Here is a 19,917-nt window from a genome sequence, read left to right on the forward strand (position 1 = left end):
TCGTAAAAAGGAGAAATTATAGCCGATCGGCACGCCGCGCCGGAGCCCCGCGGGCGATCCGGCGCGTGTTCGCAATTGATTTTGCGGAAGATTTCAGCTCGCCGCGTGCTCGACGATCAATTGCACGCGCGACACGCCGTTCCATGTGTCGCTCGCGAGCCGGTAGGCGACGGTGGTGCGCGCGGGCAGCGTATCGGTGTGATTGAACCAGATCGCGTTGAAGCGCTGGCGGCCGCGCAACAGTTGCAGCTTCAGGTGCTTGTCCTTCACGAGCGCCTGCGACGCGACCTCGAATTCGCCCGAGAACACCGGCGCCGGAAAGCCTTGGCCCCACACGGCCGCGTCGAGCATCTCGACGAATTGCGGCGTGAAGTACGCGTCTTCTAGCTCGCCGTCGGTTTCGACCGTGCGCGCGAGCGCCTCCGCGGACAGCCATTCGCGGCCGACCGCCTCGAAGGCGGCCGTGAAGCGCGGCACGTTCGCGGCGGCGATCGTCAGGCCCGCGGCCATCGCGTGGCCGCCGAATTTGACGATCAGGTCCGGTTCGCGCTTCGAGATCAGATCGAGCGCGTCGCGCAGATGGAAGCCCGGGATCGAGCGGCCCGAGCCTTTGACGAGCACGCCGGTATCGTCGGCGGGCGCGAACGTGAACGACGGGCGGTGGAACTTTTCCTTCAGCCGTCCCGCAACGATGCCGATCACGCCTTGATGCCAGCCCGGATTGAACAGCGTGATCGTGGTCGCGCCGTCGGGATCGACCGTCGACAGGTCGTCCAGTGCCTGCTGCTGCATGCCGGCCTCGATTTCGCGGCGCTCGCGGTTCATCGTGTCGAGCTGCTGCGCGAGTTCCCACGCGCGGCCGACGTCGTCGGTGGTCAGGCATTCGATGCCGAGCGACATGTCCGACAGCCGTCCCGCCGCGTTCAGGCGCGGTCCCAGCGCGAAGCCTAGGTCGAAGCCGGACGCGTTGCGCGCGTCGCGCGCGGCGGCGCGAAAGAGGGCGGCGATGCCCGGCTGCATGCGACCCTTGCGGATGCGCTGCAGACCTTGCGCGACCAGCACGCGGTTGTTGCCATCGAGCTTGACGACATCGGCGACGGTGCCGAGCGCGACCAGATCGAGCAGGCCGTCGAGGCGCGGTTCGGGCAGCGCGTCGCCGAACGCGCCGCGGCGGCGCAGTTCGGCGCGCAGCGCGAGCAGCACGTAGAACATCACGCCGACGCCGGCCAGGCACTTGCTCGGGAACGTGCAGCCCGGCTGGTTCGGATTGACGATCGCGCGCGCGGCGGGCAGTTCGTCGCCGGGCAGGTGGTGGTCGGTGACGACCACGTCGATGCCGAGCGCGTTCGCGGCGGCGACGCCGTCGACGCTCGCGATGCCGTTGTCGACGGTGATCAGCAGATCGGGCTTGCCCGCCGCGCTGCGCGCCGCCAGCTCGACGATGTCCGGCGTGAGCCCGTAGCCGTGCTCCATGCGGTTTGGCACCAGATAGTCGATGCGCGCGCCGAACATGCGCAGTCCGCGCACCGCGACCGCGCAGGCGGTCGCGCCGTCGCAGTCGTAGTCGGCGACGACCAGCATGCGGCGCTGCCGCTGGAGCGCGTCGGCGAGCAGCGCGGCGGCCGCGTCGCAGCCTTTCAGCTCGACGGGCGGCACGAGCCGCGCGAGGCCGGTCTCGACCTCTTCGGGCAGGCACACGCCGCGCGATGCGTACAGGCGCGCGAGCACCGGATGCATGCCGCAGCGGATCAGCACTTCGGCATCGACGGGGGAGCAGGGGCGCGTAACGATTCGGGTCATGCGGAAGGGCCGTGGATCATTCGATGAAAAGCGAGGCCAGCACGCGCCGCCGCCAGAATTTGCGCAGATCGCTGCGCGTGACGGTCAGCGTCACCGAGCCGGTGTCGCCGCACAGCGTGAGGTCGAGTTCGGCGAGTTCGCCCGCCTGCAGCGCCGCGAGCGCCGGCTCGAACCAGTCGGTCTGCAGCGCGGCGAATGCCTGGTTCCAGCGCGCCCAGTCCTGTTCGATGTAGGGCGCGGAGAATGGATCGAGTTCGACGAGTGTCGCGCCGCTGCCGTCGGTTGCACGGCGCAGCGCCGCCGGCAGTTCGCGATACGACGCCGGCGGCGCGGCTGGCGTGATCCCCGCGCTGAGCGCGAGGCCCCGCGTCGCGGCGGCGTCGGACAGCACCTGCGCGAACGGACTGCGCACCGGCCGCGCGGCGCCTTGCGCGTAAAACCAGATCGAGTTGACGGCCGGCAACCCGCGTGCCTCGCGCGCCTCGTTGACCGGATGCTCGAACCATGCCATCTGCACTTCGTTCTGCAACTTCATCCATGCGCGCGAGCGTTCGCCGGAATGCGCTTCATGGGGCAGCCAGATCTCGATGTTGCGGCCGCTCGCGCGCAACGGCGACGCGCCCGCGAGCGTGCCGAACGCGTCGCTCGACAGATACCAGCGGGTCGGTTTCGGCGCTTCGATGCGCACGCCGAGTTCCTCGATCAGCGGACGCGCAAGCGCGAGCAGCGTGGCCGCTTCGTCGTCCGACAGATCGAGCGACGCGGGATCGATCAGCACCAGGTGGTCATGCGCGATGTGCACGTGCACCGGCTGCACGCAGGCCCACGTCGCGCTGCCGGGTTCGCCGCCGTCGGCGCGCAGCATGTAGGGCGCGAGCGGGGCTTCGTCGGCGGCGGCCGAGGCGCCCACCGTGCCATCGGGCAGCGCGCCGAATTGTCGCGCGACCCAGCGCTCGTGCGGCAGCGTGCGCTGAAAATCTTCGCCGATCACGCGTTCGATCAGCGTCGCGCGGGCGATCAGCCTGTCGAGGGCGGGGCTCTGGATGTCGTGAAGCGCGGTGGAGGCGTCGGCCGCGGCGGGCAGCGCGAAGGGCAGCAGGAGATGGAGGCGGTCGGCAGGCATGATGCTGCGCATTGTAGGGCAAACGGTGCGAGTATTTCGACGAGGCACGGTCGGTTTGTCGATCGCGAACCGAGGCATGAGCTTTGCGCGAGCCGGCGGCATTGTGTGGCAAACTTCGCGCTTGATCGCTGGACGCGGCAGTGGCGGCGCACCGTGCAGCCACGCCTCCATGCGTCGGCGGAGCCGCACGGCGGCTGGGCGGGCGAGGAACGATCCGCGCCGCCGCGAGCCCAACGATCACGACGCTCGGGCCGTTCGGCGCACGCTCGATGTCCGCCGCTCCCGACACACAGTCGAAGAACGCACAAAAGGATTCGCTTGAAATTTCCCTACGAATGGCAGATTGGCTGGCGCTACACACGCGCCGGCAAACGCACGACTGGCAACGGCTTCATCTCGTTCATCGCGCTGGTGTCGATGTCGGGCATCGCGCTTGGCGTCGCGGCCCTGATCGTGGTGCTGTCGGTGATGAACGGCTTTCAGAAAGAGGTGCGCGACCGCATGCTGTCGGTGCTCGCGCACGTCGAAATCTTTTCGCCGACCGGGTCGATGCCCGACTGGCAGCTGACCGCGAAGGAAGCGCGGCAGAACCAGCAGGTGATCGGCGCGGCGCCCTACGTCGAGGCCCAGGCGCTGCTCACGCGCCAGGATGCGGTGAGCGGCGTCGCGTTGCGCGGCATCGAGCCGACGCTCGAACCGGAAGTGTCCGATATCGGCAAGGAAATGAAGGGCGGCAAGCTGACCGACCTCGTACCCGGCGACTTCGGCATCGTGCTCGGCGCCGATCTCGCGGCCAACCTCGGCGTGCAGTTGAACGACAAGATCACGCTCGTCGCGCCCGAAGGCACGATCACGCCGGCCGGCATGCTGCCGCGCCTGAAGCAGTTCACGGTGGTTGGCGTCTTCGAGTCGGGCCACTACGAATACGACAGCACGCTCGCGCTGATCAACATCAAGGACGCACAGGCGCTGTTCCGGCTGCCCGCGCCGACCGGCGTGCGGCTGCGCCTCACCGACATGCAGCGCGCGCCGGAAGTCGCGCGTCAGCTCGCGCGCACGCTGTCGGGCGATCTGTACATTCGCGACTGGACCCAGCAGAACAAGACCTGGTTCTCGGCGGTGCAGATCGAGAAGCGCATGATGTTCATCATCCTGACGCTGATCATTGCGGTGGCCGCGTTCAATCTGGTGTCGTCGCTGGTGATGACGGTGACCAATAAACAGGCCGATATCGCGATTCTGCGCACGCTCGGCGCGCAGCCCGGCTCGATCATGAAGATCTTCGTCATGCAGGGCGTGACGATCGGCTTCATCGGCACGGCGACCGGCGTCGCGCTCGGCTGCCTGATCTCGTGGAGCATTCCGTGGCTGGTGCCGATGATCGAGCACCTGCTCGGCGTGCAGTTCCTGCCGCCGTCGGTGTACTTCATCAGCGAGCTGCCGTCCGAGCTGGTTCCGGCCGACGTCGCTCGCATCGGCATCATCGCGTTCGTGCTGTCCGCGCTCGCGACGCTGTATCCGAGCTGGCGCGGCGCGAAGGTCCGTCCGGCGGAGGCGCTGCGCTATGAATGACCGCCTCGTCCATCCCTCAACCGATTCATCCATGACCGCTCAGGACCCCGCATCGTATCCGTACGTGCTCGAAGCCACCGGCATTTCCAAATCGTTCGTGCAGGGTGGCCTGAACGTGCCGGTGCTCAACAATGCCGAGCTCGCCGTGCGGCGCGGCGAGAAGCTCGCGATCGTCGGCGCGTCGGGCTCCGGCAAGAGCACACTGCTGCACGTGCTCGGCGGTCTCGACGATCCGAGCGCGGGCGAGGTGTCGGTGCTCGGCAAGCCGTTCACGAAGCTCTCCGAGCGCGAGCGCAACGACCTGCGCAATCGCGCGCTCGGTTTCGTTTATCAGTTTCACCATTTGCTGCCGGAGTTTTCCGCGCTCGATAACGTCGCGATGCCGCTGCGAATTCGTCGCGAGACGACCGAAGTCGCGCGCCGTGAGGCGATGGCGGTACTGGAGCGCGTCGGCATGGGGCATCGCGCGAAGCATCGGCCGGGCGAGCTGTCGGGCGGCGAGCGTCAGCGTGTCGCGATCGCGCGCGCGCTCGTCACGAAGCCCGCCTGCGTGCTCGCCGACGAGCCGACCGGCAACCTCGACGGCGGCACCGCCGACACCGTGTTCAACCTGATGCTCGAACTGTCGCGCACGCTCGAGACGAGCTTCGTGATCGTCACGCACGACCCGGAATTGGCGGGGCGCTGCGATCGCATCATGCGGCTGCGCGACGGCGTGCTGCACGAAGAACCGCCGGTGCCGGTCTGAACCCGGGTTGAGCCCGAGTTGGGCCCGGGTTGGGCCGGACCCCGGCACGGTCGTTGCGGGTCATCCGCGGATGACCGACCGCCGCCGAGAACCGCCGGACCACGTTCGGTTCGGTTGCATTGCCAGTGAGACAACCCATGTGGATCGATACGCACTGCCATCTCGACGCTTCGGAGTTCGACGCCGATCGTGACGCGGTCGCGGCGTCCGCGCGCGATGCGGGCGTGTCGCGCATCGTGATCCCGGCGATCGGGCGACAGAACTTCGCGGCGGTGCGCGAGCTCGCGCACCGTGTCGACGGCGGCGCGTACGCGCTCGGCATTCATCCGATGTACACGCCAGGCGCCGTCGACGCCGACCTCGACCTGTTGCGCCTGGAGATCGAGGCGAGTCTCGACGATCCGCGCTTCGTCGGCATTGGCGAGATTGGGCTCGACTTTTTCGTCGACGGTCTCGACGATGCGCGCCAGCAATTTTTCTACAACGGGCAGTTGCAACTCGCGCGCGAGTTCGATCTGCCGGTCATCTGCCACGTGCGCAAATCGCAGGATCAGGTGATCGCGGGACTGCGCCGGCATCAGATCCATCGCGGCATCGCGCACGCGTTCAATGGCAGTTTCCAGCAGGCTCGGGCTTATATCGATCAGGGCCTGCATCTTGGGTTCGGCGGCAACCTGACGTTCGAGCGCGCGCGGCAGATCCGCCGACTTGCCGAACAGCTGCCATTCGACGCGCTGGTCGTCGAGACCGACGCGCCCGATATCGCGCCATCGTGGATGTACAGGCAGCGCAATTCGCCGGAGCAGATTCCGGCGATCGGCGCGAGTCTCGCGCAACTGCGCGGTGTCACTTCTGACGCAGCAGCCCTTGGCACAACGGCTAACGCGCTCGCCGCGCTGCCGCGACTCGCGCTTTCCTCTGCATAATCGATTCCGTTGATCGAAAGGGTTCGCGCCGGGCGACACCCATGCCCGGCGGGCTCGCTGCTGCCTGCTCGCCGGCGCGTGACGACGCCCGGCGCCAGTGGCGCGGAGGGCGGATGCGGGCAGTCTGGTGCGGGTTTGCGTTGGGCGTGATCTGGCTGCAGCAGCAGGCGGTGTTGCCGGATGCGGGCGGATGGTGGGCGTTGATACTGGCCGGCTCCACGGCGGCTGGCGTTGCCGTGTGGGGTTTGCGTGGCGATAGGGTGGGTGCGGCGCACCGGCTCGAATACGAGCGGCGATTTTCGAACCGGTTCGCTACCCGCGCATGGCGCGATGTCCGCATGCGGCGGGTCGCCGGTTGGGGCGCCGTGTGGTGCGCGGCGATCTGCGTCGGTTTCGGATATGCGGCTCTGCGCGCTCATACGCGGCTCGCCGTGAGTCTGCCGCATGAGTGGGAAGGGCGCGACGTCGAGGTGGTCGGCGCTATCAAGGGACTGCCAACGCGCGACGACAAAGGCGCGCGCTTCCTGTTCGACGTCGAGTCGAACGATGCGCGCCTCGCCGCTTTTCCGCGCGTGATCCAACTCGCCTGGATCGCGCGCGGCGCCCCCGCGCCGCGGCTCGAACCGGGCGAGCGCTGGCGTCTGACCGTGCGCCTGAAGCGCCCGCACGGCAACGCGAATTTTGGCGTGCGCGATGCCGAGGCGAGTCTGCTCGCGCGCAACGTCCGCGCGACTGGTTACGTGAGCGTGCCGGAGCATGCGCGACGCCTCGCCGGTCGCGCGCGCGGGCTCGCCGTGCTGGTCGACCGCTGGCGCGCCGCATTGCGCGCGCGTATCGACACGGTGCTCGCCGATGCGCCGCATCGCGGCATCGTCGTCGCGCTCGCGGTCGGCGCGCAGGACCAGCTGAGCCCCGCCGACTGGCAATTGATGCGCGGCACCGGCACGAGTCATCTGGTGGCGATCTCGGGCTTGCATATCGGCCTGGTCGCGGGGCTGACCGGCTGGCTCGCGGCAGCAGTCTGGCGACGCTCGGGCTGGCTCGGCCGCAACTGGCCGCTGCGCTTGCCCGCGCAACTCGTCGGCGTGACGGCCGGGGCGCTGTTCGCCGCGCTGCATGCCGCGCTCGCCGGCTTCAACGTGCCGGCGCAACGCGCGCTGTGGATGGCCGCGCTTGTCGCGCTGGCGTTCGTCGGTGGCCGGCAACTGGCGCGCTCAACGGTGCTCGCGTGGGCGCTCGGGCTCGTGCTGCTGGTCGATCCGTGGGCGGTCGTGTCGGCCGGATTCTGGCTGTCGTTCTGCGCGGTCGGCGCGATCCTGTTCGCGATGGCGGCGCGGCCGCGCGTGCGCGGTTCACAGGCGTCCCCTCGGCATGAAGACGAAGAGGGCGGCGCGGCGCATGGTAGATGGCTGGCGCTGCGTCCTGACTTGATCCGGCATCTGCGTGCCTTCGCCGAACGCTTGCGCAGCGCCGCGCACGTGCAGTTCGCGGTGACGGTCGCGCTTGCGCCGCTGACCGCCTACTGGTTCGCGCAGATTCCGCTCGTCGGTCCGCTCGCGAATGCGTTCGCGATTCCGTGGGTGAGCGCTCTCGTCACGCCGGCGGTGCTCGCGGGCGTCGCATTGCCCGCGCCGCTCGACGCGTTCGCGTGGCGCGCCGCGCACACGCTGCTCGATGGTCTCGTGGCCGGCCTGGAGCTGGTGTCGGGACCGCGCTGGACGCTGTGGTGGTTGCCGCAGCCGCATGCGTGGGCGCTCGCCGCGGCTGCAGTCGGTGTGCTGTGGTGTCTCGCGCCGCGCGGCTGGCCGTTGCGCTGGGCGGCGCCGCTGACGTGGCTGCCGCTGCTGATGCCCAGTGCAAACGGCGCACTCGCCGAGCCATCGGGCGCGTTTCGTCTGACTGCGCTCGATGTCGGGCAGGGCACGTCGGTGCTCGTGCAGACCGCGCATCACGCGTTGCTGTTCGATGCCGGCCCCGGCCCGGAATCGACGCATGCTGGCGATCGAGTGGTGGTGCCGTTCCTGCAGGCGCAAGGTGTGACGATGCTCGATACGCTGATGATCAGCCACGACGATTCGGATCATTCGGGCGGCGCGCCGGCAGTGCTCGACGCGATCGAGGTTCGTCAGCTGGTGGCCGGACTGAAGCCGGACCATCCGCTGTGGCCGAAGGCGAAGCAGCATGGCACGCGGACGCTGCCGTGTGTGGCGGGGCAGCGCTGGCAGTGGGACGGTGTCGAGTTCGCCGTATTGTGGCCGGACGCCGGGGCGCTCACCGGCAAGGCGAACGAACATTGCTGCGTGTTGAGAGTCAGCACGTTGCCCGCCGCCAATGCAGGCCAGGCGGCGTTGGTCAGTGCGAACGCGCCGCGTTTCGCGGCTCTGCTGACCGCCGACATCGAAGCGCCGACCGAACGCGCGCTGCTCGCACGCGATCGCGAGATGTTACGCGCGCAAGTATTGATCGTGCCGCATCATGGCAGCAAGACGTCGTCGACCGAACCGTTCCTCGACTCTGTCGATCCGTCCATCGCGTTATTTCAGGTAGGCTACGAGAATCGTTTTCATCATCCGAACGCGGGCGTGCTCGCGCGCTATGTGGCGCGTCATATCGAGCTTGCGCGCAGCGATCGGGATGGCGGCGTCAGGGTCGACGTCGATCCGGGCGCGCGCGCTGAGGAGGGCGCCGCGCTCACGCTTGAGCGCTATCGCGACACGCACCGCCGCTACTGGATGGAGCCCTGAGCGCGTCGCCGCTCAATGAGCGCGGCGGCGCAGACAACGGGCGCAAGCAGCGGTATAAGCAGCGGCACAGACGAAGCACCCGCCCGCGCGTAAAAAACACAACGGAGATTGCCGCAGTTGAAAAACATCATCCATTTCTCGCACGCGAACGGCTTTCCGGCCTCGACTTACCGGACCATCTTCGCCGAACTCTCCGACGACTACGAGGTGCGCTCGATCGAGCGGATCGGTCATGATTCGCGCTTTCCGGTCACGCAGGACTGGCCCCATCTGGTCGACCAACTGCTCGACGATATCGCGCGCAAGTACGAGCAGCCAGTGTGGCTCGTCGGGCATTCGCTCGGCGGTTATCTGTCGCTGATGGCGGCGCTGAAAAAGCCGCAGTGGGTGAGGGGCGTCGTGATGCTCGACTCGCCGGTGATCGCCGGCTGGCGCAGCAGCATGCTGCGCGTGTCGCAATGGACCGGGCTCGACGAGCGGCTGTCGCCGGCCGCCGCGACGCGCAAGCGCCGCACGCAATGGGCTAGCCGCGACGAAGCCTGGCGGCACTTCCATTCGAAACCCGCGTTCGCGCGCTGGGACGAGCGCATGCTGTCCGACTACATCGACTTCGGCATTCCGCAGAGTTCGCCCGACGGCACCCGCGTGCTCGCCTTCGATCGGCGCACCGAATACCAGATCTACCGAACTTTGCCGCATACGCTCGGCGCGCGTCTCGCGCGCGGCGCGGCGGTGCCGGTCGGGTTCATCGCCGGCACGCACTCGAAGGAAATCCGCCAGGTCGGTCTCGACGCGACGCGGCGCGCGACCGGCGGGCACGTCGAGTGGATCGAGGGCAGCCATCTGTATCCGATGGAAAAGCCGATCGAAACCGCGCGCGCGGTGCAACGCATGTTGCGCGAGCTGGAGCGAACCGCCTGACGCGCTGCGCGCACCAAGCGGGCCCCAAACTGCTGCGCTGGCTGCCACGCGAGGCGGCATCGGCGCGCGGCGGGCGGGTCGTTTTTTGCTGGGTCGGGACCATCCTTTACGGTATAATCCGTTTTTCCCGCGAGCATCCAGCGATGACCAAATATGTTTTCGTCACCGGCGGCGTAGTATCTTCCCTCGGCAAGGGTATTGCCGCCGCTTCCCTCGCCGCGATCCTCGAATCGCGCGGTCTTAAAGTCACCCTCCTCAAGCTCGATCCCTACATCAATGTCGACCCCGGCACGATGAGCCCGTTTCAGCACGGCGAAGTGTTCGTGACGGAAGACGGAGCGGAAACCGACCTCGACCTTGGCCACTACGAGCGCTTCATCAGCACGAAGATGCGCAAGGCCAACAACTTCACCACGGGCCAGATTTACGAATCGGTGATCCGCAAGGAACGCCGCGGCGATTATCTCGGCAAGACCGTGCAGGTCATTCCGCACATCACCAACGAAATCCAGGCATTCGTCGAACGCGGCGCAGCTTCTGCAACGTGCGGCGAGCCCGATGTCGCGATCGTCGAAGTGGGCGGCACGGTGGGTGACATCGAATCGCTGCCGTTCCTCGAAGCCGCGCGTCAGATGAGCCTGCGCCTCGGCCGCAACAGCGCGTGCTTCGTGCACCTGACGCTGGTGCCCTGGGTCGCCACGGCCGGCGAGCTCAAGACCAAGCCTACCCAGCACAGCGTGCAGAAGCTGCGCGAAATCGGCATCTCGCCGCACGTGCTGCTGTGCCGCGCCGACCGCCGCATTCCGGACGACGAGCGCGCGAAGATCTCGCTGTTCTCGAACGTGCCCGAAGACGCGGTCATTTCCGTGTGGGACGCGGACAGCATCTACAAGATTCCGCAGATGCTGCACGACCAGGGTCTCGACGCGATCATCTGCGAGGAGCTGAAGCTCACGCCGAAGGCGGCCGACCTTTCCATGTGGTCCGACCTCGTCGAGAAGCTGCAGAACCCGAAGCACGAAGTGACGATCGGCATGGTCGGCAAGTATGTCGATCTGACCGAGTCGTACAAGTCGCTGATCGAAGCGCTGCGTCATGCATCGATGCATACGTCGACGCGCGTGAACATCGAGTACATCGACTCCGAAGAGATCGAAACGCAAGGCGTCGAAAGCCTCAAGCATCTCGACGCGGTGCTCGTGCCGGGCGGCTTCGGCCGTCGCGGCACCGAAGGCAAGATTGCCGCGATCCGCTACGCACGCGAAGCGAAGGTGCCGTATCTCGGCATCTGCCTCGGCATGCAGCTCGCCGTGATCGAATTCGCGCGTGACGTGGTCGGCCTGAAGGACGCGAACAGCACCGAGTTCGATCAGGAAACGAAGAATCGCGTGGTTGCGCTCATCACCGAGTGGTACGACCGCGAAGGCCGCGTCGAGAAGCGCACCGAAGAATCGGACCTCGGCGGCACGATGCGTCTCGGCTCGCAGCGCTGCCCGATCAAGCCCGGCACGCTCGCCGAAGAGATCTATGGCACGGACGTGAACGAGCGTCATCGTCACCGTTATGAGGTGAATAACCGTTTCGTGCCCCAGCTTGAAGGCGGTGGCCTCATCATTAGCGCCCGTACGCCGAGCGAGGATCTGCCGGAAATGATGGAGCTGCCGCGCAGCATGCACCCGTGGTTCGTCGGCGTGCAGTTCCATCCGGAATTCACGTCCACGCCGCGTGACGGTCATCCGCTGTTCAAGTCGTTCGTCGAAGCGGCGCTCGCGCATCAGCAATCGAGGGTCGAGGAGAAAGCATGAAACTGGGCGATTTCGAAATCGGGCTCGACAAGCCGTTTTTCCTGATCGCCGGTACCTGTGTCGTCGAATCCGAACAAATGACGATCGACACGGCCGGCCGCCTGAAGGAAATCTGCGCGAAGCTGAACATTCCGTTCATCTACAAATCGTCGTACGACAAGGCCAATCGCAGCAGCGGCAAGTCGTTTCGCGGTCTGGGCATGGACGAAGGTCTGCGTATCCTGTCGGAAGTGAAGCGCCAGCTCGGTCTGCCGGTGCTGACCGACGTGCACGCCGAGCACGAGATCGAGCAGGTGGCGTCGGTCGTCGACGTGCTGCAAACGCCCGCGTTTTTGTGCCGTCAGACGGACTTCATCCACGCGTGCGCGCGCTCGGGCAAGCCGGTCAATATCAAGAAGGGCCAGTTTCTCGCGCCGCACGACATGAAGAACGTGATCGACAAGGCGCGCGACGCCGCTCGTGAAGCGGGTCTATCGGAAGACCGCTTCATGGCGTGCGAGCGCGGCGTGTCGTTCGGCTATAACAACCTCGTGTCGGACATGCGTTCGCTCGCGATCATGCGCGAGACCAACGCGCCGGTCGTGTTCGACGCGACGCACTCGGTGCAGTTGCCGGGCGGTCAGGGCACGAGCTCGGGCGGCCAGCGCGAATTCGTGCCGGTGCTCGCGCGCGCCGCGGTCGCGGTCGGCGTCGCGGGTCTGTTCATGGAAACGCACCCGAATCCGGCGCAAGCGAAGTCGGACGGGCCGAACGCGGTGCCGCTTAATCGCATGGCCAACCTGCTCGAGACGCTCGTCACGCTCGACCAGGCCGTCAAGCGCGGCCCGTTCCTCGAAAGCGACTTCAACTGATTCAGGTGTGCGCCGCGTGTCACGATTGCTCTCGATAATCGACCCGCGGCGTTTTCGCATAATGGTCGTCGAACGTATCGGCGCGCGAGTTGTCTGTCGGGGAGACCGGCGGGTGCTTTGCATGGGACCGGAGTAGGCGCTAAAGCACCAACTCCGGATCGACAGCGCGATACAGTGTCAGAGTAAAGAATTCAACGTCATCCTTTGAGGAAACCATGAGTGCTATCGTAGACATCATCGGTCGAGAGATTCTCGATTCGCGAGGCAACCCCACCGTCGAATGCGACGTGCTGCTCGAGTCGGGCACGATGGGCCGCGCAGCCGTGCCGTCGGGCGCGTCGACCGGCTCGCGCGAAGCGATCGAACTGCGCGACGGCGAAGCCGGCCGCTACGGCGGCAAGGGCGTGCTGAAGGCCGTCGAGCACATCAACACGGAAATCTCCGAAGCGATCATGGGTCTCGACGCTTCCGAGCAGGCATTCCTCGACAAGACGCTGCTCGAGCTCGACGGCACCGACAACAAGTCGCGCCTAGGCGCGAACGCGATGCTGGCCGTGTCGATGGCCGTCGCGAAGGCCGCCGCTGAAGAAGCCGGCCTGCCGCTGTACCGCTATTTCGGCGGTTCGGGCGCGATGCAACTGCCGGTGCCGATGATGAACATTGTCAACGGCGGCGCGCACGCGAACAACAGCCTGGACATCCAGGAATTCATGATCGTGCCGGTCAGCCAGCCGAGCTTCCGCGAAGCGCTGCGCTGCGGCGCCGAAGTGTTCCACGCGCTGAAGAAGATCCTGTCGGATCGCGGCATGAGCACGGCAGTCGGCGACGAAGGCGGCTTCGCGCCGAATTTCGGCAGCAACGAGGAATGCCTGTCCACGATTTTGCAAGCCATCGAGAAAGCGGGCTATCGCGCCGGTGAAGATGTGCTGCTCGCACTCGACTGCGCGGCCAGCGAGTTCTACCACGACGGCAAGTACCAGCTCGCGGGCGAAGGCCTGCAGCTGTCGTCGACGGAATTCGCGGATTACCTCGCGAACCTGGCGGACAAGTTCCCGATCGTGTCGATCGAAGACGGCATGCACGAAAGCGACTGGGAAGGCTGGAAGATCCTGACCGACAAGCTCGGCGACAAGGTCCAACTGGTCGGCGACGACCTGTTCGTCACGAACACACGCATCCTGAAGGAAGGCATCGAGAAGGGCATCGCGAACTCGATCCTGATCAAGATCAACCAGATCGGCACGCTGACGGAAACCTTCGCGGCGATCGAAATGGCCAAGCGCGCGGGCTACACGGCCGTGATTTCGCACCGCTCGGGCGAAACCGAAGACTCGACTATCGCGGACATCGCCGTCGGTCTGAACGCCGGCCAGATCAAGACCGGTTCGCTGTCGCGTTCGGATCGCATCTCGAAGTACAACCAGCTGCTGCGTATCGAGGAAGATCTCGGCGATATCGCGAGCTACCCTGGCAAGTCGGCGTTCTACAATCTGCGCTAAGCGTTTTCGCAAGATTGTTCACGCCGATCGATGAGCCGGTTATCCTTCGTTTCTGATTGACTTCGCCGCCCTGCGTATAGCGCAGGGCGGCGCGTATTTATTGTGCTTACTTCATGCGGCTTGTCACTGCTGTCCTGATCGTTCTGCTGGCATTGATCCAGTACCCGCTCTGGTGGGGGCACGGCGGCTGGCTGCGCGTGCATGAGTTGCAAGGCCAGCTCGCGCAGCAACTGCAGAAGAATGCCGACGCCAAGCTGCGCAACGAGCGCATCCAGGGCGAAGTTCAGGATCTGCAGAACGGCACCGCCGCGGTCGAAGAGCGCGCGCGCTACGAAATGGGCATGGTCAAGGACGGCGAAGTGTTCGTGCAGTTCGTGTCGCCGAACCAGCCGCTGCCGTTGGCGAACACGCCGGCGGCGGATACTTCGACGCGCGGTGAGGTGTCGGCCGCGCCGCTGCACGTGGTGCCGAATCCGGAGTCGCGCGCGAAACCGGATCGCAAGCATGGCGGGAAGCCGGCGGCTGCGAAGGAGAAGAAGCCGGCGCACTGAGGTTCGATATCTCGCATCGGCTTCGCCACGAAGGGCGAAAAAAGCGCGGTTCACGTCGAACCGCGCTTTTTGTTTTTGGGCTGACGTATTCGCTGCTACCAACCCCAATACGGCCCGAACCCGACGCCGACCCCAGTTCCCCAGCCACGTCCCCAGCCGCCGCTCGAGAAGCCCAAGGAAAACCTCACGGGCGGCGAGCGCGAGTAATAGCGGGACCAGGCTTGCGCGGCGGCGTCCGTGGCGATCGCCTGATTCTGTTCGAACATGACCTGTTGCTCGATCGCGTCATAGCGCGCGCGTTCCTCCGGTGTCAGCGTCTGGGTATGGCTGATGGCCTCCGCCTGATCGGGCGGCAGACGGCTCAGAATCGGCGCGGGGCCCGGCGGATCGATCGAGCAGGCGCTCAGCGCCGCGCAGCCCGTGAGGACGGCCAGGATCAACGAAAGCGTATGCTTCATGGTCGAATCTCCATCGGTCCGAGGTCCGAGGCTCGAGCAGGCGTCTTCCAACACGTGGTGACGCATCCTTCCAATGTATCAACGCCGCGCTCAAATGCAACGCGCCGCCCGAGCCGTGACGAGGCATGGGGCGGCGCGTCAGGACTTCCGTCGGAATGCGCGATCAGTTCGCGGGCACGCACTCCGCTTCAGCGAAAGCGCACTTTAGTGCCGCTGCGCGGCCGCCGGCGTCACGCCTTGTGAGAGTCCGCCGGCGACGAAAAGTTGCGCGACGTCGACCGGGTCGAACTCGTAGCGCTGATTGCAAAACTCGCAGTGAATCTCGACGTGGCCGCGTTCCTCGATCACGCCGTCGACTTCATCGCGGCCGAGCATCTTCAGCATCGCGCCGACTTTTTCGCGCGAGCACGTGCATTCGAAGCGCGCGGTGACAGGCTCGAAATGCTGGACGTTTTCCTGCCAGAACAGGCGCCGGAACACCGTCTCCGGTTCTTCCTTCAACAACTCGTCCTGTGACAGAGTGCCGCCGAGCGTGCAGACGCGCTCCCACGTATCCGCGTCGAGCGCGCCTGGATGCGGGACGATGCCGCCGTCGCCCGGCAGCTTCTGCAGCAGCATGCCGACCGCGCGCTCGGTGTTCGCCGCGAGCCACATGCGTGTGTCGAGCTGCTCGGAGTGATGCATGTAGTGCTCGAGCACTTCGGCGATCGACTTCAGCGGTCCGTTCGCGCCCGACAGCGGCACGATACTCTGATACGGCTGCTGGCCGGGCTGCTTGTCGGTCGGGTCGAGCGTGATCACGCAGCGGCCGTGGCCGCTCGCGTTCACCAGATCGATTAGCGAGGTCGTGTCGTCGATCGTATGGGCGGCTTCGCCGGACAGCTTCGCGGTGGCGCGCATCGTCAGGTTCGAGCTGCACTGCACGACCAGCATCTTGATCGGGCCATCGCCGAAAATTTGCATGACGAGCGTGCCGTCGAACTTCAGGTTCGCCGACAGCAGCGCGCACGCGGCCATCATTTCGCCCAGAATCGTTCGCACGGGCGCCGGATAATCGCGGCGCGTCAGCACGTCCTGCCAGGTATTGCGCAGGGAAACGATCTCGCCGCGCACCGGCGCCGCGCTGAACATGAATTTTTGCAACTGGTCGCTCACAACTTTTCCTCGCTGGAATGACGCGGCGTGATGCCGCGCCTTTGCGCGCCGCGCGCCGGCCGTCTAGCCGATGCGTACGAGCTGCGCCTTGAAATACTCGCGACGCCCGGCATAACTTGCCGCGGCGCGCCGCAGGTTGGCGATATCCGCTTCCGTCAGTTCGCGCACCGCCTTCGCGGGCGCGCCGAGGATCAGCGTATTGTCGGGAAACACCTTGCCCTCGGTGACGATGGCGCCCGCTCCGACCAGACAGTTGCGGCCGATCACCGCGCCATTCAAGACCACCGCCTGAATTCCGATCAACGCGCCTTCCTTGATCGTGCAGCCATGCAGCATCGCCTGATGGCCGATCGTCACGTTCGACTCGACCGTCAGCGGATAGCCCGGGTCGGTGTGCAGCACCGCGTTTTCCTGCACGTTGCTGCCGGCGCCGATCTTGATCGGCTCGTTGTCGCCGCGCAGCGTCGCGCCGAACCACACGCTCGCGTTCTCCTCGAGCGTCACGTTGCCGATGATGTTCGCGGAATCCGCGACGAACACGCTTTCATGAATGATCGGGGCGGCTTCGCCCAGCTTGTAAATCGTCACAATGTCTCCTTATCGGTCGGAGCCAGGTCTTGAGGCTGCTCCGATCCCGTGCACGATGGGTGTCTGATCGATTGCCTCGCATGGGCTGGGCGGCGTGCGCCCCGGCGCGGTGCGAGTTTGGCGGTTCTGCGTGGCCAACTGACGGGCGTGCCCGAAAGCGCGCCGGATGGTCGAATCGGGTATTGTAAACGGTTGTGTGCTTGAGCCGCTCGACCGCTCGCGGGCGGGCCGGGCGCCGTCGGCTTCATCGCTTCCATCGCCTATCCGTTCGTCATGACGTCCGTCCCTTCGCTCGTTTCCGTCGCTTCCCCCGCATCGAATTCTCACGACGAGCCGCTGTGCGCGCGCCGCGCCGCGCTCGCCGCGTTGCGCGAGCGGGAACCGGCCGCGAAGGTCGCGGCGACCCGCGAACTGTACGCTGCGGTACTCGATGGCCGCGCGCTCTGTGACGCCGGCCTCGATCTCGACGAGCCCGTTGGCCTGCCCGGCCGCCCCGAACGGCCAGAACTGGTCGAGCCGCGCCAGCTCGGCCGACGCAGCATGCAGTCGCCGCAGGGGCGCGCGGTGCTGCTCCACGCGCTTGCGCACATCGAGTTCAACGCGATCAATCTGGCGCTCGACGCCGTCTGGCGCTTCTCCGGCATGCCCGCCGAGTTCTATGCCGACTGGCTCAAGGTCGCCGCCGAAGAGGCATATCACTACTCGCTGCTCGCCGCGCGTCTCGCCGAATATGGCCACGCATACGGCGATTTCCCGGCGCACGGCGGCCTGTGGGACATGTGCGAGCGCACTCGCGGCGACGTGCTCGCGCGCATGGCGCTCGTGCCGCGGACGCTCGAAGCGCGCGGCCTCGACGCGTCGCCGCCGATCCGCGCGCGGCTGCAGCAGGCCGGCGATCACGCGTCGGCGGCGATTCTCGACGTGATCCTGCGCGATGAAATCGGCCACGTGCTGATCGGCAACCGCTGGTTTCGTCAACTGTGCGATGGGGACGGCCTCGATCCGCACCACACGTATCTGCGTCTGGCCGACCAGTATCACGCGCCGAAACTGCGTGGCCCGTTCAATTTCGAAGCGCGCCGCGACGCCGGTTTCGACGACGCCGAACTCGCCGCGCTCGCACGCGAGGACACGCTGCAAGCCACACGGGCTGCGGACGACCGGGCGTCGCCCTGATAATCCATTACCACCTCTCGCGGCGCCCACCCTATAATCGAACGACCATTCTTTTTTGCGAGTGCGCCGTTGATGAATACCTCCCACTCTGAATTCGTTAGCGCACATGGCGTGCGGCTGCACGTGCGGCGCTGGGGCCGTCCCGACGCGCCGATACTCTTCATGCTGCACGGCTGGATGGATGTCGGCGCGTCGTTCCAGTTTGTCGTCGATGCGCTCGGCGGCGACTGGCAGGTGATCGCGCCGGACCTGCGCGGCTTCGGTCTGTCCGGCTGGCCGGTTGCCGAGCGCGGCGGCGGCAGCTACTGGGTGCAAGACTATCTCGGCGATCTCGACGCGTTGATCGACCACTACGCGCCGGACGGCGAGGTGAATCTGGTCGGTCACAGCCTGGGTGCGAACGTCGTGTGCCTGTACGCCGGCGTGCGGCCGCAGCGGGTGCGGCGGGTGGTCGATCTGGAGGGCTTCGGGCTCGCGCCTTCGTATCCGGCGCAGGCGCCGAAACGTCTGCTGAACTGGCTCGACGAATTGCGCGATCCGCCGCAGTTGAAGCGCTACGCGTCGCTCGACGAGGTCGCCGCGCGCCTGATCAAAACCAATCCGCGCCTCGATCCGCGGCGCGCCCAGTTCCTCGCGCAGCACTGGTCGAAGCCGGATGGCGAAGGGCGCTTCATGCTGCTCGCCGACCCGGCGCACAAGGTCCGCGGCCCCACCTTGTATCGCCTCGACGAGGTGATGGCGGTGTGGCGCAAGGTCAGCGCGAAGGTGCTGCACGTCGAAGCCGCCGGCTCGCCGACGCTCGCGCGAATCGCCGGCGACGTGCCGCTCGACGAATTCAAGGCGCGTTTCCACGCGTTTGCCGATTGGCGCGAGAAGATCATCGACGGCGCGGGGCACATGGTGCATCACGACCAGCCGGAGCAGGTCGCCGCGTTGATCGAGGGTTTCTGCGCCTGACGCGGTGCCTGAAGCTACGGTCGCAAGAGCGCTCGCGGGTCGCCCCGACGTTAGTCTCGGCACTGCCCGTCCTGACCTTGCGGCACGCGGGCAAGTGCAACCGGCGTCGCCAGATACCCCTGCGGCCCCTTACTGCATTGCAGTAAAATGACCGCAGAACCCTTCCAGGACCACGATGAACGCCGATCTTCACTGCCACTCCACCGTTTCCGACGGCCAGTTCGCGCCGACCGACGTCGCGCGCCGCGCGCACGCGAACGGCGTGACGCTGTGGGCGCTCACCGATCACGACGAAGTGGGCGGCCAGCAAGAGGCGCGCACCGCGGCCGAGGCGCTCGGCATGAACTACCTGAGCGGCGTCGAGATTTCGGTTACGTGGGCGGGGCGCACGGTGCACATCGTCGGACTCGGCATCGATCCGTCCAACCAGGTCCTGATCGACGGTCTTGCCCGCACCCGCGACGGCCGCGCCGCGCGCGCCGAGGCAATCGGCGAGCAACTGGCCACGCTCGGCATTCCACACGCGTACCAGGGCGCGCTGCACTACGTATCGAATCCCGACATGATGTCGCGCACGCATTTCGCGCGCTTCATGGTCGAGCACGGCCACTGCGCAAACACCCAGGAAGTGTTCGACCGCTATCTCGGCGACGGTAAGCCGGGTTATGTCGCGCACCGCTGGGCCAAGCTCGCCGACGCGCTCAGCTGGATCAAGGCCGCCGGCGGCGTCGCGATCGTCGCGCATCCGGGGCGCTACGCCTATTCGCAACTCGAATTCGACGCATTCTTTGGCGAATTCATCGACCTCGGCGGCAAGGCGATCGAGGTCGTCACCGGCAGCCACACGCCCGACCAATACCGCGAATATGCGGATGTCGCGCGTCGCTATGGCTTCGAGGCCTCGCGCGGTTCCGACTTCCATGCGCCAGGCGAAGGCCGCATCGAACTCGGCACACTGCCGCCGCTACCCGCCGATCTGAAGCCCGTCTGGGAACGCTGGCTGTGACCGTGCGCCGTGCCGGAACGGCACGTTTCGCGCGCGG

Annotated in this window: 17 protein-coding genes; 12 read left to right on the forward strand and 5 right to left on the reverse strand. The window is 66.4% G+C overall.

Annotated elements, in window-relative coordinates; all coding sequences use genetic code 11:
- Positions 1–93: 93 nt before the first annotated feature.
- The gene (recJ, locus tag AB4Y34_RS11350; RefSeq protein WP_368716070.1) at positions 94–1,800 is read right to left on the reverse strand and encodes a single-stranded-DNA-specific exonuclease RecJ; all 1,707 of its coding nucleotides are present in this window, start codon (positions 1,798–1,800) and stop codon (positions 94–96) included.
- A 16-nt stretch (positions 1,801–1,816) separates the two neighbouring features.
- On the reverse strand, positions 1,817–2,935 hold the full coding sequence (locus AB4Y34_RS11355) for a regulator (RefSeq protein WP_368716071.1): 1,119 nt from the start codon (positions 2,933–2,935) through the stop codon (positions 1,817–1,819).
- 306 nt (positions 2,936–3,241) lie between these two features.
- Here AB4Y34_RS11355 and AB4Y34_RS11360 point away from each other — a divergent pair, with 306 nt between their 5' ends.
- The 9 genes from AB4Y34_RS11360 (at position 3,242) to ftsB (ending at position 14,540) form a co-directional block, all read left to right on the forward strand.
- Positions 3,242–4,495 carry a lipoprotein-releasing ABC transporter permease subunit gene (locus AB4Y34_RS11360; protein WP_368595172.1) on the forward strand — a complete coding sequence of 418 codons (1,254 nt, stop codon included), beginning with the start codon at positions 3,242–3,244 and terminating at the stop codon, positions 4,493–4,495.
- Positions 4,488–5,243 carry a lipoprotein-releasing ABC transporter ATP-binding protein LolD gene (lolD, locus tag AB4Y34_RS11365; RefSeq protein WP_368716072.1) on the forward strand — a complete coding sequence of 252 codons (756 nt, stop codon included), beginning with the start codon at positions 4,488–4,490 and terminating at the stop codon, positions 5,241–5,243. Before AB4Y34_RS11360 ends, lolD begins: the two co-directional genes overlap by 8 nt.
- Before the next feature lie 137 nt (positions 5,244–5,380).
- Complete coding sequence (locus AB4Y34_RS11370; protein WP_176108202.1) at positions 5,381–6,169, forward strand: TatD family hydrolase; 789 nt, start codon at positions 5,381–5,383, stop codon at positions 6,167–6,169.
- Between the two features lie 113 nt (positions 6,170–6,282).
- A complete protein-coding gene (locus AB4Y34_RS11375; RefSeq protein WP_368716073.1) occupies positions 6,283–8,913 on the forward strand; it encodes a DNA internalization-related competence protein ComEC/Rec2 in 2,631 nt (876 codons plus the stop codon).
- 117 nt (positions 8,914–9,030) lie between these two features.
- The gene (locus tag AB4Y34_RS11380; protein ID WP_176108204.1) at positions 9,031–9,834 is read left to right on the forward strand and encodes an alpha/beta fold hydrolase; all 804 of its coding nucleotides are present in this window, start codon (positions 9,031–9,033) and stop codon (positions 9,832–9,834) included.
- A 143-nt stretch (positions 9,835–9,977) separates the two neighbouring features.
- Positions 9,978–11,639: a CTP synthase gene (locus tag AB4Y34_RS11385; RefSeq protein ID WP_176108205.1), complete on the forward strand. Its 1,662-nt coding sequence runs from the start codon at positions 9,978–9,980 to the stop codon at positions 11,637–11,639.
- Positions 11,636–12,490 (forward strand): 3-deoxy-8-phosphooctulonate synthase, encoded by an 855-nt coding sequence (kdsA, locus tag AB4Y34_RS11390; protein WP_368716074.1) that lies wholly within the window; start codon positions 11,636–11,638, stop codon positions 12,488–12,490. The genes AB4Y34_RS11385 and kdsA overlap by 4 nt, the downstream gene beginning before the upstream one ends.
- A 215-nt stretch (positions 12,491–12,705) precedes the next feature.
- A complete protein-coding gene (eno, locus tag AB4Y34_RS11395; RefSeq protein ID WP_176379959.1) occupies positions 12,706–13,989 on the forward strand; it encodes a phosphopyruvate hydratase in 1,284 nt (427 codons plus the stop codon).
- Positions 13,990–14,102: 113 nt separating this feature from the next.
- On the forward strand, positions 14,103–14,540 hold the full coding sequence (ftsB, locus tag AB4Y34_RS11400) for a cell division protein FtsB (RefSeq protein WP_368716075.1): 438 nt from the start codon (positions 14,103–14,105) through the stop codon (positions 14,538–14,540).
- Positions 14,541–14,635: 95 nt separating this feature from the next.
- Here ftsB and AB4Y34_RS11405 read toward each other — a convergent pair whose 3' ends face one another.
- The 3 genes from AB4Y34_RS11405 to AB4Y34_RS11415 all read right to left on the reverse strand — a co-directional run bounded on the left by AB4Y34_RS11405 (position 14,636) and on the right by AB4Y34_RS11415 (position 16,741).
- Complete coding sequence (locus AB4Y34_RS11405) at positions 14,636–14,998, reverse strand: hypothetical protein (protein ID WP_176379958.1); 363 nt, start codon at positions 14,996–14,998, stop codon at positions 14,636–14,638.
- A 204-nt stretch (positions 14,999–15,202) separates the two neighbouring features.
- Positions 15,203–16,153, reverse strand: coding sequence for an Hsp33 family molecular chaperone HslO (gene hslO / locus AB4Y34_RS11410; RefSeq protein WP_176108210.1), 951 nt, complete (start codon positions 16,151–16,153; stop codon positions 15,203–15,205).
- A 63-nt stretch (positions 16,154–16,216) separates the two neighbouring features.
- Entirely contained in the window at positions 16,217–16,741 is a 525-nt protein-coding gene (locus AB4Y34_RS11415; RefSeq protein WP_176379956.1) for a gamma carbonic anhydrase family protein, read from the reverse strand.
- Between the two features lie 273 nt (positions 16,742–17,014).
- Between AB4Y34_RS11415 and AB4Y34_RS11420 the strand changes: the two genes are divergently transcribed.
- The 3 genes from AB4Y34_RS11420 to AB4Y34_RS11430 all read left to right on the forward strand — a co-directional run bounded on the left by AB4Y34_RS11420 (position 17,015) and on the right by AB4Y34_RS11430 (position 19,880).
- Positions 17,015–17,917 (forward strand): ferritin-like domain-containing protein, encoded by a 903-nt coding sequence (locus AB4Y34_RS11420; protein WP_368716076.1) that lies wholly within the window; start codon positions 17,015–17,017, stop codon positions 17,915–17,917.
- Between the two features lie 72 nt (positions 17,918–17,989).
- On the forward strand, positions 17,990–18,874 hold the full coding sequence (locus AB4Y34_RS11425; protein WP_368716077.1) for an alpha/beta fold hydrolase: 885 nt from the start codon (positions 17,990–17,992) through the stop codon (positions 18,872–18,874).
- 175 nt (positions 18,875–19,049) lie between these two features.
- On the forward strand, positions 19,050–19,880 hold the full coding sequence (locus tag AB4Y34_RS11430; protein WP_368716078.1) for a 3',5'-nucleoside bisphosphate phosphatase: 831 nt from the start codon (positions 19,050–19,052) through the stop codon (positions 19,878–19,880).
- The last annotated feature ends 37 nt before the right edge of the window (positions 19,881–19,917 follow it).

This window comes from Paraburkholderia sp. BR10954, from assembly GCF_040965775.1.
Taxonomy (GTDB): domain Bacteria; phylum Pseudomonadota; class Gammaproteobacteria; order Burkholderiales; family Burkholderiaceae; genus Paraburkholderia; species Paraburkholderia youngii.

Coding starts and splice junctions, on each gene's coding strand:
- AB4Y34_RS11385 (WP_176108205.1), top strand. CDS start 9,978: ATGACCAAATATGTTTTCGTCACCGGCGGCGTAGTATCTTCCCTCGGC.
- AB4Y34_RS11405 (WP_176379958.1), bottom strand. CDS start 14,998: ATGAAGCATACGCTTTCGTTGATCCTGGCCGTCCTCACGGGCTGCGCG.
- kdsA (WP_368716074.1), top strand. CDS start 11,636: ATGAAACTGGGCGATTTCGAAATCGGGCTCGACAAGCCGTTTTTCCTG.
- lolD (WP_368716072.1), top strand. CDS start 4,488: ATGAATGACCGCCTCGTCCATCCCTCAACCGATTCATCCATGACCGCT.
- AB4Y34_RS11430 (WP_368716078.1), top strand. CDS start 19,050: ATGAACGCCGATCTTCACTGCCACTCCACCGTTTCCGACGGCCAGTTC.
- AB4Y34_RS11370 (WP_176108202.1), top strand. CDS start 5,381: ATGTGGATCGATACGCACTGCCATCTCGACGCTTCGGAGTTCGACGCC.
- recJ (WP_368716070.1), bottom strand. CDS start 1,800: ATGACCCGAATCGTTACGCGCCCCTGCTCCCCCGTCGATGCCGAAGTG.
- ftsB (WP_368716075.1), top strand. CDS start 14,103: ATGCGGCTTGTCACTGCTGTCCTGATCGTTCTGCTGGCATTGATCCAG.
- eno (WP_176379959.1), top strand. CDS start 12,706: ATGAGTGCTATCGTAGACATCATCGGTCGAGAGATTCTCGATTCGCGA.
- AB4Y34_RS11355 (WP_368716071.1), bottom strand. CDS start 2,935: ATGCGCAGCATCATGCCTGCCGACCGCCTCCATCTCCTGCTGCCCTTC.
- AB4Y34_RS11425 (WP_368716077.1), top strand. CDS start 17,990: ATGAATACCTCCCACTCTGAATTCGTTAGCGCACATGGCGTGCGGCTG.
- AB4Y34_RS11375 (WP_368716073.1), top strand. CDS start 6,283: ATGCGGGCAGTCTGGTGCGGGTTTGCGTTGGGCGTGATCTGGCTGCAG.
- AB4Y34_RS11420 (WP_368716076.1), top strand. CDS start 17,015: ATGACGTCCGTCCCTTCGCTCGTTTCCGTCGCTTCCCCCGCATCGAAT.